We start from the raw sequence: 13,521 nt of genomic DNA, 5'->3' as shown, positions 1-13,521 counted from the left end.
ATCAGCTTCGGCTTGAAAAGATCGGTCACAGAGCGCACGGATGTCATCCCAAGTCGAAACTTCCAGTCAATCGGACGACCTCAAAGCGGTGAATGTCGAACTCGGTCGTCACGGAGGTTTCCAGGAGGCGTTGGAAGCCGCGAAATCCAGCTTGGCCGCCGCCGATCTCGCCGCGTCCGATCTGAACATCGGAATCGCGTCGGCACTTGCGACGACAAAGCTCGAGAAAGCCGAAGTCTGCTGCCTCAAGATAGACTGGCATCTCCGTCGGTCGGAGGTTCCTGAGAGTGTCGCCGCAGGCCTCAAATGTCTGAAGGAATTCGGCCTGGTCATACCGCTGCGCCCCGACCAGGTTGATCTTGAGACCGCCACCATCGGCGTGTGGGAGCGACTTTACGGACGTCCGGTCGAAGAGCTCGTCAATCTCCCGATCATGGACAATCCCGAGGTGGAGGCGATTGTCAGCGTCCTTTCAGCCATGACAAATTCCGCGCAACTCACGGACGAGAGGTTGCTGGGTGTTGCGCTCAGCCATATGGTGGTCCTGACTCTGGACCACGGGATCACCAAGGCAGCCGTTCTCGCGTTTGGCCTTTTCGGTTTCTTTCTCAGCAACCACTTCGGTCGCTACCAGGATGGTTTGAAATTCTGCGAAACCGCACGTGACCTTGTCGAGCTGCACGGGTTCTGGGAGCACGAAGTCAAGGCGATCAGCTACATCGAACTGGTCGCCGTGTGGGCACGTCCCCTGCATTCGGTTATCGAGCTCACCAGATCGTGCATTGCGGCGGCGGAGGGCAGCAATGACATTCCCTATTCCTGTTACGCCCGGGTGCGCATCGTGGCGTATCTGCTCGCACGAGGCGACAGCCTAGTCGATGTTTCGTCAGAACTCGACGATGCCGTCGGCTTCGTCGAAAAAGCGAGCTTCGCAGCTCCTCTGATGGCCCTGCACTCGCAGAGAGCGTTCGTCCACACGATGGTGGAGGGACGTGGCGTCGGCGATATCTTCGATCGCGATGACTTTGACGCCCGCGCCTTCGAGGCCAGATTTATCCCAGAACAGACGCCGACCTACATCTGCTTCTACTGGATTCTCAAGGCTCACGCGTCGTTCGTATACGGCGATTTCGGCACCGCTGCGGATGCCGTCAGGCGCATCTCAGGCCTGATCTGGGCATGCACCGGACATCTCCAGCTCGCCGGGTATCACTTCATCGCCGCACTGGCACTTGCCGCGGAATTCAATGATGGCACCGACGCCGAAAGGGCCGCTATTGTTGGTCATGTGGACTGGCTTGCCCGATGGGCCGACACATGCCCAGAGACATTCCAGAGCAAGCGGCTGCTCGCTCTTGCCGAACTGGCACGGATCGACGGAGATTCGAAGCGGGCCGAGCGCCTGTACGAGCAGTCGATCGACGCGGCCGCGAGGTTCGGTCTTCTCGCCGACGAGGCGCTCGCCTGTGAAGTTGCCGGGCGTTTCTACGCTGCATCCGACAGGGAGCAATCGGCGAAGTCCCATCTTTACAGAGCAGGGGACTGCTTTCGCCGTTGGGGCGCGGCAGGGAAGGTAGCGCAACTCGAGAGCATCTGTCCCAGCATTTTTGCGGAAGCGGTTGAACAGCAATTGCGACAGTTGCCCACTATCGGCGAAAGCGCTTTGCTGGGAACAGTGCTCGACGTTTCGCAGACCATCGCCTCTGTCATCGGCTATGGACCGCTCGCCGAAACGATCCTCAGGACAGCGTTGGACATGTCTGGAGCGGACAGGGCGATGCTGATCGAGCTGGACAACTCGCAGGTATGGATCACCGCCTCCGGAACTCGTGGGAGCGAAGCGACGACCTATAGCGCGGAGCGCACGACTGCCGGAGAAGGGGAAGTTTCCCGAGCTGCCGTCCTTCAGGTAGCACGTACCCTTGAGCCCTTCTTGGAGGAAAAGGGCGGAGACGCGCGGCTCACGGACGAGGGCGTAGAACCGTGCGAAGGGTACTTCATTCCGCTGGTGAAGAAGTCTCGGCTCATCGCCACCTTGTATCTTTCGAACATTGCCGACGACCAGCAGCCGGGTCGTGATGGTCTGCGGACACTGCTCGCCGTCGCGCCTCATGCCGCCATAGCGCTGGACAACGCGAAACTGTTCGCCGAGCTAGAAGCCCAGAAGGCCGATCTCGCCGAGCGCGAGCACGAGTTCCGGATGGCGAACGACACGATGCCGTCCATGACTTGGAGCGCCGACGCAAACGGCGCGAACGAGTGGTTCAACAAGGAATGGTACGAATACACCGGGCTTACACCCGAACAGGCGTGCAATGGTGGTTGGAAGTACGTCTTTCACCCGGATGACAGGGCGGAATCCGCGGCGACATGGCATCGCATCGTCACCAAGCGCGAGATGAGCGGATTGGAGGCAAGAAAGCGACGCCACGACGGGGAGTATCGCTGGTTCATAGTCAGAGCCAAGCCTCACTGTGACGCCACAGGACGTATTGTGAGGTGCTACGGGGCGGAAAGCGATATCGACGATCTCAAGCGGGCGGAAATCCTCTTGGCTGGAGAAAAGCGGTCATTCGAGATGATGACGACCGATCAGCCGCTGACGACTATACTGGATTCGCTCTGCCAGACGCTCCACGTACTTACCGACGCGGCCTTCGTCACTATCATGCTTCAAGACGAAGAGGGCCGAACCCTACGACCCGGTGGAGGGTACAAACTACCTGAAGGCTTCAGCGACGCGGTATGCGGAATTCCAGTGGGTCCAGAGTTCGGCTCTTGTGGAACAGCCGCCTTCAGGCAGGAACCTGTATGGATCGATGATGTCGACACGGATCCCCGATGGGACTGCGCGCGTGGCGTAGTCGATCGCTTTGGCTTTAAGTCCTGCTGGTCCACTCCGATCATGTCCGGTCGTGGTTCGGTGTTCGGAACGATAGCCGTCTACTCCAACAGGCCTCGCTCGGCGGGCGAGCGCGAGCGGCAGGCTATCGACCGTTTCACCCAGCTCGCGAGCTTTGTGCTTGAACGTAAGATCGCTGAGGACGCGCTTAAGAAGAGCGAGGCGATGCTGGCGGAAGGGCAACGGATCTCGCATACCGGAAGCTGGGCGTGGAACGCCGCAACCGACAAGCTGGAATGGTCTGAAGAGCACGGCAATATCTTCGGCTACAACGTCTCCGACGTAGGAGGAACCCTCGGCAGCATGCTTGATAGAATGCTTCCCGAGGAGGCCACCCTGGTGAGGGATGAGATGCGGAAGGCGGTCTTGGAGAAGACCGATATTCAGTTCGAGTATCAAGCGACACTACCCGGCGGCAACACCATCCAGTTACTCTGCACCGGGAGAGCCTCGTTCGGGCAATCCGGCGAGGTGACGGGTTATGTCGGAACGACAATGGACATAACTGATCGGAAGAGGGTCGAATCTGAACTGATGAGAAGCGCGGCGCATTTGAGGGAAGTCCAGGCCGAGCTTGAACACGTAGCCCGGGCGACGACGATGGGGGAACTCGCTGCCTCGATCGCGCACGAGGTGAACCAGCCGCTTACCGGGATCGTCGCAAGCGGCGGAGCCGCGCTGCGCTGGCTCTCCAAGGCGACTCCAGACGTCGTCCGAGCAAGAGATAGTCTCAAGAACGTTATCGATGACGGAAGACGCGCCAGCGAGATTGTCACTAGAATTCGTAAGATGTTCAGGAAAGAGATGGCGTCGGTTGAACCCATCGGGATGGCGGAGCTGATAGGCGATGTAATTTCCTTGACGCGGGGCGAACTCCAGAAAAACAAGATCGCCCTCAAGCTGGATATACCCGAAGACATGCCCCGGGTTCCCGTCGACCGCGTCCAGTTGCAGCAGGTGTTCGTGAATCTGATCCTCAACGCCATTGAGGCAATGAGAGAAACGGCGGACACAGATAGGGCGTTGGCCATCGACGTGGGATCGGACGGAGACTTCATGACTGTCGGTTTGAACGACAACGGGCCAGGTGTGTCGTTGGATCAAGCCGAGAGCATTTTCCGGCCATTCGAGACGTCCAAGATCAACGGTATGGGGATGGGGCTGTCGATCTGCCGGACGATCGTCGAGAGCCACGGAGGACAGATGCGTCTGGTGCAGCCCGGAGGGCCGGGATGCCGTTTCGAATTCACTCTGCCCATGAGAGCTGCCTAGGTGCGGGGCGACGCTTCATCCTCATAACGCTTGAGCATTCGCTGAAGCGATCGGCGATGGAGGTGCAGCTTGCGCGCAGCCTCCGAGACGTTCGAGGCACTGGATCTCATGATTTCTTCGACGTGTTCACGCCGTAGACGGTCCGGTGTTTCGATTCTGCATTCGCGCGGTACCTTGTCAGGCCCGAGTAGCAGGATGCTGACCAGCAATTCTTGGTCGGTGGGCTTGGGTACGAGATCGTCCGCTCCGGCTTTTGTCACGGCCACCGCGGTCGGTATGTCTGCGAACCACGTGTGTGCAATGATCCTCGTCGATGGAAGGTGCTCCGCAATCCAGTGCACGAGCTTCATTCCGGAACCATCGGGAAACCGCATTTCCGTCAACACGAAATTGGGCGGTGTTAGCGAGCACGCTGACATGGCGTCGGCAAGAGTGGACGATCTGACCACATCGTAGCCGAGTTTGCGGAACATCGAGGTAAGCGGCGCTGTTTGCTCGATGAACGGGTCGGCAATTAGGACGAGGCCGAGTGAAGCTTGTCCATCTGGCCGATCATAGTCGAAGGAATCCATGTTGTGCCTCGCACTGTGCTGACAAGGCAACTGTGTGGCCGGTGGGCTGGTCAGGATTGTAATATCTGGCTTCGGCAACAGGAGGCACTCGGTTTTTTCCAAGACGCGACCAGGGCCAACCGCAATCGAACGTGTGACGGTTTCGTGGGATTTGCAAAGCGGGCTAACTATAAAGTAGCCCGGTCGACATCAGAAGGGACGCATAGGCGTTACTGTCAACGTCAATGTGCTGTCCACGCGATGGCTCTGCTTGGCTCTAACTGTTACGGCAGCCGACTTCGCGGCAGAAGTCGCCTATGGCTACCGCAGGGGGGCGTCACTAGACGATCATTCATCGCCTTCGCGCCGTCGCACGATCAGGGCAACGGATGGCGCGGTTAAGCAAGGCGTTACGGCCTAAAGATGGAGCCAAAACCTCCGCCAAGATCAACGGTGGGTTTGAACGGCTCATCCGCACGTTCGGCGAGAGCTTCCAGTGCCCGCACCGCGAACTTATGACCTCGCGGGCGAGTGTACGCGATGTGAAGGTCTTCCGCGCACTTTTTAGCGCTTCGCAGATCACGGCTCCGTTTCATTGTGTGACTTGCCGTCCGAATGTGGGCGATTAGCGCGCGATGGTGCTTATCCATGATCGTCACCCCTGCAAGTGGAGCGAGATACTCTTCAATGCGCTCCCGGGTCCTACTAAGCTCGTCAGCCTCCGCAGCTGTGATCTGCTCTAATGTCATCACTTCAGTATCTCTCATGTTACCCGCCCTGGACATAGCGCCGAGCTCTTAAATACAGCGATAAGAAATGGATAAGATTGTACGGTTTTGGATCCGAGCTCGACCTCAGCCGTATAGCAAAGGCCCGACCTCTTCTTCAGATCGGGCCTTCCCAAGTGCCGCCTTACGGTAGAAGCGCGTCGGCGGGCGTGTTACGCAAACCGCGCTCGGGCGTCAACATGGCGGTTGCCATGATCGTTCCTCCTTAACCGCGTCGAGAAGGCGTACCCATTTGCATCGGTCCAGACGCCGTTGTCGCCGCAGCGGTTGAGACAGAGGCGTCGGACAAATTCCAACATGGCGCCGATGCAACTGGGCTTGTCGTTGAACACGTAACGGACGGCCCATTCCGCAGTCTCCAGCGCCTTGTGAAAAAGGCCAGGTCCAGCGAAGAACTCAAGGACTATGTGGATTATTTCGGGCCCAAGGGTACTGCGGGAGCTAGCGACAGAAAGGTTCGCGACGCCGTGCTAACTCTGCTCGGGCCCGTGACGTTGGAACAAGAGGTACGCTTCTTACGGAATTTCTTCGCGTTCCAAATGCCCGGACTCGACGATGGGGGGGCGCTCCATGCTGAAGTCGTCAATCGCCTAGATGAGATCGTAGCAGATCATGAGGACGGCCAACCGCTCGCGTTCGACGCACAGTATGCTGCGAAAATCTTCCTTTTTTCCGATAGAAGAATGGTGCAAGTCGAATACACCTAGGTAGAAAATCCAGGCTTTGATCGCCGATATGTCTCGCTGGACCGCCGAACGGCTGATGCCGCCTTGGGGCGACGAGACAAGGCGAGACGCGGAGACCCGCCTCTTCGAATGGATCCGCACACTGGGAGCGATCTTTGCTCGCGCACTGCCATTCTTCGATTTCCAGTGGGTACGAGACACCTGTTTCACGCCCTTTTCCTCGGCACACGAAAATGCTCTGCGAGTGCTCGCTGAGTTCGCCGGGAGTGTCGTCACGCGCCACGTTTTTGATGCCGCAGAGATACCGGAGAATGCGATGCTCATTCTTGGCGATTGTGTGGAGCGCGTCATCAATGATGAAGCGTTCGTGACTGACGGCTACCGGACGGGCGAGATTTATGGCAGCAACATGCCGTAGCTCATTGAGGCACTATTGTTTGTCAACGTTCATGCCCATCGTCCCGGCTCAGCGAGGTGCAAATGGAAACTGGAGCGAAATCGCAAACGTCATGCCATTGATCACCCAGCTCATCTCTGAAACGGGATGGCATAGCTTCGTGATGGAAAAGTTCTTGAACCTATGCGAGCGGGCAGGGAAGTCGTATCCGGTGGACGATTTCGACGCACAAGTCAACGCGGCGCTGGGTAAGATAAAGGCAGTTGGGTTGGCACAACATTGCCCTCCCGTCTTGCATCGGTTCTCCAGCGTCTTGCCGAGGCGAACTATCCGCTCGGGGCTAGCCGAGCGCGGGGGGCTCCTCCGGATACTCGACGCACTCATCGACCTCGGGGATCGGCGTAGCGCAGCATTGGTTCAGAATGAGATATTCCGCCGCATCCAGGGAGCAGCGGCATAATTACCAACGAGTGAGCTCGCGGTTGCAAGTTGAATAGACCTCGTAGTATGTCCTAAAATAATCGCGCAAGTTGCTTCCTTGCTACTAGACCCCAATGGCAACTTTATGCATCAGTTACCCTATTGGAATGGGGTGAGTTCATGCAATCCGAAAATGCAAGTGCAGCGGAAGATTCCGAGCAATCGATCTTTGATAGCAACCTCTCAATAGAGGCGAAAATTGAGCGAGCACGAACCGAGCTGCTTGATCTTTCGGCCCGGAACCGATTGCTAAACGTTCCTAGGTTCTCAAAGAGCGCCAAGACTATCGACATCGTAGACGAAAAGTCCGCAGAGATTTTCCGGCTGCTGGTCTCCGAAGGCAAATCGATGACCTTCCTGGCTGGGGCCAAGGGAAGAGATCCAAAAGATGGCGAGGAAGCCGAAGACCTCATCGAGCTCGCACTCCCTGATGACGATGATCGTGATGAAAGCGGCCGTCTCACGCGGCACTCGGATACCAAGCTGCAGACCAAGATGACTCCGAACGCGCTACAGAAGCGCTTGCTGGATCTCTATTTCGACGCCCGAACCCTGGAAGAAGAGCAGGGCGTCAATATCCTGTTTCTCGGGCTTGGCACATTGAAGTGGATTGACCCGCAGAATGCGGAGAACATCCGCTATGCTCCATTGGTTTTGATCCCTGTTTCGCTGGTCCGCGGTAGCGCCGCCGAACGCTTCAAGCTCAAGGCCCGACCCGAAGACTTCGCGTCAAATCTTTCTCTCGAAGCGTTCCTTGACCGCGTCCATAAAATTCGGATGCCCGACTTCGAAGCCACCGACGAGTTCTCCTTCGAGACGTATGCGAACCAAGTGGCAGCCGCGGTCTCCGTGAAGCCTGACTGGTCGGTCCAGCCGGACGACGTCGTCTTAGGATTCTTCAGCTTCGCTAAATTCCTAATGTACCGCGATCTTGATCCGACATTGTGGCCAGCTGACGGGAAATTCACCGAGCGGCCGCTAATCACGGGGCTTGTGTCGAATGGCTTCGAACGCAGTGACGAGCTTCTCGATGACGATGCGAAAATCGATGCACACATCTCCCCATCGGAAATGACGCACATCGTAGACGCTGACAGCTCGCAAGCAGTTGCCATTCACGAGGTTCGCCAAGGGCGTGACCTTGTCATCCAAGGGCCGCCCGGAACCGGGAAGTCGCAAACCATCGCAAATATCATTGCCGCGGCGGTGGCCGACGGAAAAACTGTGCTGTTCATGGCCGAGAAGATGGCCGCGCTCGAGGTTGTAAAGCGGCGCCTTGATCAGGCCAATGTTGGGGACGCTTGTCTTGAACTCCACTCAAGCAAGGCGAACAAGCGTGCGCTTCTCGCAGAACTGCAGCACGTATGGGAGCTGGGCGCCCCAAAAGGCGAGGCAGCCGAGGCGCACGACCGTCGCTTGCTAGAGGCGAGGGATAGCCTGAACGCGCACCCAACCCGGATGCATCAGATCTACAGTCCCTACAATCTGACGCCTTACCAGGTTATCGGCCACCTGACGCGTCTGCGTAGGATGGGTCTGCAGCCGTCAGATATCGAGCTGCCAGCGGCGGCAGGTTGGAGCCCGGATGCAAAGGATCGAATTGTCACTACCCTGTCTGAACTTGGGCAGCGGATCGACGACATCGGCTTGCCCTCGAAACATGCGTGGTACGGTGTCGGCCTGACTGGTATCACCCCTCTCGACCTTGAGCGACTGACAACACGCTTGACCGAAGCATCGCGCGACCTGGCCAATCTTCTGGGTTCGATGAAAGCTGTGACAGATGCGCTCCAACGCGAGCCTGCGGATTCCATCATATCTTTCGAGGAGGCCCGGGCGCTCGCTGAGCGTCTAGCGACATGCCCGCCCGAGATATCCTCCGAGGCGTTGGCAAATGCGGCTTGGGAAGCGTCGCCGCAACAGATCGCAACCATCATTCGTGATGGAGCCGATTTCCTTCGCCTGTCAGAGCAAGTACGCGCCCAGTTCAATGATGCTGCGTGGGGTGCTGACACCTCTCCGTTGGTGACCACGCTTCGGCGTCTGCCAGCTTCGTTCACACAAGCTGGCCATCAAACCATCCAGCAACTCGATGCCATACTGCCAAGGTTCTTGAATGCAGCTGCCTCGCTCAAGCAGATGCTTGGCGTAAACGCGTCCGCGACCCTCGGATCGATCGGCAGACTGGTAACCATCGGCGAGAGAGTTGCCGACGCTCCTGACGCTAGCCCGGATGCTTTTGTCGCGGCGATCTGGGAACGCGGCCTCGATCAAGCCAGTGACCTGGCCGAAGCCGTATCTACCTATCGTCAAGTGAAGTCTGAGCTATCTGGGAAGATGGCTGATCAAGCCTGGGACATGGACCTGATGGCTGCGCGGACAGCCGTCGCCATGCATGGCCATCGTGCCTTCAAGTTCCTGAGTGGCGATTGGCGTAAGTCGAAGGCACTCCTCCGCACCGTGATGTCGGAGACCAATCCGAGCGAGATGGTCAGGCTGCTTGACTTGCTGCAAAAGGGCAAGGCCGCAAGGGGCACGATCAAGGATGGTGACAGCTTGGGCCGCGGCGCATTTGGTGCTGACTGGCGGGGAGAAAAGTCGGATCCGCAGCCGCTCGAGAATCTTGTCCTCTGGATGCGAAGCCTCCGCGGAGTCGGCGCAGAAGCGAGACAGATTGCCAGCAGGCTGACCGACAAGGCATCTGTCGCAACGCGTTGCGAGCAGGTGAGAACGCTCCTTGAGGATACTCGGAAGCTGATGTTCTCTCTTTGGAGCGATCTCGGTGAAGGCACACCACAGGTCTTCCAGGCCGCTGCCGGACCGGACGAGGCTGTCTTGACCCAGGCGTCAGCGGTTTTCAAAGAGATAGCCTCCGCCGACGCGGCTATCTCGGCGTTGTCGAAATCAGATCCCGAGACCAATGCGGCTCGGATAGCCGCGCTCGACTTGCTTGCAACGGCCCAGACTCGCAAGCGCGCCGTCGATAATTCGAGCGAACTCGGTCGTGCTGCATTCGGAAGCCTTTGGCAAGGTGCTGCCTCCGACTGGATGAAGCTCGCGGCTGTTTTCGACTGGCTGTCGCGGAACGGCGATATCCGGATGTTGGCGTCGAGGGTCAGCGACAGGTCGAACACAGCAACCAATGCACAAACTGTGGCATCGCACGCCCATCGGTTTGGCGCCGAATTCGACGACATCCTGAGTTTCCTTGATGCCGACACTTCGTTGCTCTTCGGCGCAGTCGATGTCACCCATGCACCACTTACGTCTGTCGGTGAAAGGCTTGCGCGGTGGATCGAGAACGACGAGCAGCTATCGAAGTACGCCGCATACAATGGTCGTGCTGCCGACGCCGGAAACCTCGGGGTCGGCCTAGTCGTCGAAAGGCTTCAGGACGGACGTGTCGCCACAGCCGATGTCATCCCATATTTCGAGATGGCCTTCTACGAGGCAATTCTCCGTCATCAGCACTCACGGGATCCAGATCTCGCCAGGTTCGACGGCGAGGTGCATAGCAGGCTGGTCGGCGAATTCGCTTCGCTGGATCGCAACCGCATGCGCATATCCCGTTTGGAGGTGGTAGAAGCCCATCACCGGAACATTCCCGCGGTCAGTGGCCTCGGTCCGGTAGGGATCCTTCGCGGCGAGATGGCGCGTCGCCGCAACCACATGCCTATTCGACAGCTCATGCAAAAGGCTTCGCTCGCTATTCAGGCTTTGAAGCCAGTGTTTATGATGTCTCCGCTGTCCATTGCCCAGTTCCTCCCTCCGGGCGTGCTTGAGTTCGACCTACTTGTGATGGACGAAGCCAGTCAGATTCAGCCCGTTGATGCGTTGGGCGCCGTCGCCCGCGCAAAGCAGGTTGTGGTCGTGGGGGACGAGAGACAGCTGCCACCCACGAAATTCTTCTCGAAGATGACATCAGGAACGTCGGACGACGACGATGACGGCGGCGCGCAGGTGTCCGATATCGAGAGCATTCTCGGCCTCTTCTCCGCTCGCGGTCTCCCGGAGAAGATGCTTCGGTGGCACTACCGCAGCAGACACCAGTCCCTGATTGCGGTCTCAAACACCCAATTCTACGAGAGCAAGCTGTACATCGTTCCAAGCCCGTACACGCAGGAAGCAGGCATGGGTCTGCGGTTCCATCACATCCCTGGTGGCACGTTTGATGATGGCGTAAACAAAGTCGAGGCAAAAGCTGTCGCCGAGGCGATCATCCGGCATGCACTCAATTCGCCCGGCCTGTCTCTCGGGGTGGCGGCATTTTCGGTCAAGCAAAGACGTGAGATTCAAGACCAACTCGAGCTGTTACGAAGGTTGAACCCTCAGACCGAAGAGTTCTTCCATTCGCACCCGCACGAGCCGTTCTTCATCAAGAACCTCGAAAACGTTCAGGGTGATGAGCGCGACGTTATCCTGATCTCTGTCGCTTACGCCAAGGGACCGAGCGGCGCTCCAATGAGCATGCGTTTTGGACCTCTGGGCGCCGAGGGCGGGGAACGTCGCCTGAACGTGCTCATCAGCCGCGCCAAACGCCTCTGCGAAGTCTTCGCGTCAATCACCGACGACGACATCGACCTGGAACGAGGCAAAGGGAAGGGCGTCTTTGCGTTCAAGCTGTTCCTGCATTACGCGCGGACCGGACGGCTCTCCATGAGCCAACGGACCGATCGCCAAATGGACAGTGTCTTCGAAGAACAGATCATGGCGGCTCTGCAAGAGAGAGGGTACCAACTCCATCCGCAGGTCGGCATTGCAGGTTTCTTCATCGACCTAGCCGTTGCAGACGAGACGGTTCCGGGGCGCTATCTCCTCGGCATCGAATGTGATGGCGCTTCATATCACGACTCCCGTTCAGCCCGTGACCGCGACCGTTTGCGCCAAGCCGTCCTCGAGGATCATGGTTGGAACATTCATCGCGTTTGGAGCACTGACTGGTTCCAGCGACCAAAGGCTGAGCTCGACCGCCTGGTGACTGCAATCGAGCAGGCCAAGGCCAACGCGCTGTCCGGCGATCAGGTCGGTCAAGCTGCCGCGAGAGCTGTTCCGGTCGAAGTCGTCACGATCGAGCGCGCGGATGTGACTGAAATAGGGCTTCAGCCTGTTTCGTTCGAAAGTACCACGCCTTTTTACGAGGAGGCATCACTGACCCCGCGGACGGCTACCGAGCTGCACGAGGCGCCGATCAGTATATTGACCGAACTGGTAAAGCGTACCGTTGAGCTTGAGGGTCCGGTCCATCGCGACGAGGTGATCAACCGTATCCGGGCAGCGTGGGGACTGCAGCAAACGGGAAGCCGTATCAGAAGCCACGTTGGCCACGCGGTCGATGTCGCCGTCAGTGGCGCAGATGTCTACCGTTCCGGTGATTTTCTCCTTTGGCCCGGTGCCGAAGTCCGGCTTCGCGACCGCAGCGCTGTCGTATCGCCAGGTCTCCGCCGGATCGAGATGATCCCGCCAATGGAAATCGATCAGGGACTGACATCCCTCATCGCGACCAGCTTGGGTGCGACCGAAGGTGAGGCGGTTAACGCTGTCGCTCGCGGGTTGGGCTTCAAGGCGACCAGCAGCCAGCTGCGTGATGTTATTGTCGCCCGGATTGAAGTGTTGAAGTCCGATGGGGAGCTGTCGGTGCGAGAGGGCATGCTCGTATCCGGGAATGGGGCGGCGTCGGTGCAGTAATGTGGTCTCGAGAATTGTCCTGCAATGTTCGTAGGTCGCGGCGGACGAGTGGCGTCCTGGCTGTGGCGCTAATGGTGATGCTGGTCCAAGCGACAGCGTTAGAGGCCGCGAATACTCCGTGCAGCGGAGCCAAGGGCGGGATCTCTGGCTGCCAAGGAGAGACCTTCATCTGTAATGACGGGTCCGTCTCGGCCAGCAAGAAATCGTGCTCGGCATATATGGGAGGAGCAGTAGGTCTCCTCGGGACAGCCGACCGCGAGATGGAGCCGACGGTCGGCGGTGAATGTTCCTGTCGATATGGTGCTTATTGCACCGGTCCGCGGGGAGGGCGCTACTGCATTTCGGATAGCGGGAAAAAGAGCTACTTGCGAAAATAGGGTCGCAGGCAAATGAGTTAGGCAGGGGGAGTATGAATGCTCGAAGAGCTTGCTGTAGCAAAAGTCGCGACTTATCCGGAAGCGGGTCAGCGATTGCATGGTCTCAAGCAGATCAATTTTATCTTCGGGACTAACGGTTCCGGCAAGACGACAATCTCCCGTGTGTTGGCTGACAGCGCCGCATATCCAACATGCCCCATGATTTGGCAGCGAGGACGTGCAGTTGAGACCCTGGTGTCAATCGGCTCGCAATGTTGACCCCTTATCGGCGTCCAATATTCACCCCCCTGTAGACGATCAGCGCTTGGCCTGCCCGGCGCTGGCCGGGGTTGCAAAGGGAAGGCCAAGTGCGGGTGATGGGTATCTTCGGCTTTAGCTTTGAG

Annotated in this window: 5 protein-coding genes; 4 read left to right on the top strand and 1 reads right to left on the bottom strand. The window is 58.3% G+C overall.

From position 1 onward, the window contains the following. Positions 1-40 precede the first annotated feature (40 nt). A complete protein-coding gene (locus AC1DIJ_RS00025; protein WP_112388299.1) occupies positions 41-4,174 on the top strand; it encodes a PAS domain-containing protein in 4,134 nt (1,377 codons plus the stop codon). Here AC1DIJ_RS00025 and AC1DIJ_RS00020 read toward each other — a convergent pair. Next, a complete protein-coding gene (locus AC1DIJ_RS00020; RefSeq protein WP_112388298.1) occupies positions 4,171-4,746 on the bottom strand; it encodes a response regulator in 576 nt (191 codons plus the stop codon). The two genes, AC1DIJ_RS00025 and AC1DIJ_RS00020, sit on opposite strands and share 4 nt — an antisense overlap. Positions 4,747-6,236: 1,490 nt before the next feature. Here AC1DIJ_RS00020 and AC1DIJ_RS00015 point away from each other — a divergent pair. The 3 genes from AC1DIJ_RS00015 to AC1DIJ_RS00005 all read left to right on the top strand — a co-directional run bounded on the left by AC1DIJ_RS00015 (position 6,237) and on the right by AC1DIJ_RS00005 (position 13,396). Next, positions 6,237-6,617 (top strand): hypothetical protein, encoded by a 381-nt coding sequence (locus AC1DIJ_RS00015; RefSeq protein ID WP_112388295.1) that lies wholly within the window; start codon positions 6,237-6,239, stop codon positions 6,615-6,617. A 579-nt stretch (positions 6,618-7,196) separates the two neighbouring features. Further along, on the top strand, positions 7,197-12,761 hold the full coding sequence (locus tag AC1DIJ_RS00010; protein WP_112388293.1) for a DUF3320 domain-containing protein: 5,565 nt from the start codon (positions 7,197-7,199) through the stop codon (positions 12,759-12,761). 413 nt (positions 12,762-13,174) lie between these two features. Continuing rightward, positions 13,175-13,396, top strand: a complete 222-nt coding sequence (locus AC1DIJ_RS00005; protein WP_477831145.1) for an AAA family ATPase — start codon at positions 13,175-13,177, stop codon at positions 13,394-13,396. Positions 13,397-13,521: the final 125 nt, after the last annotated feature.

This window comes from Rhizobium sp. 10N427 (assembly GCF_056394605.1).
Note: the sequence above shows the minus strand (reverse complement) of the source record. Positions and strands in the feature narration are given on the sequence as shown.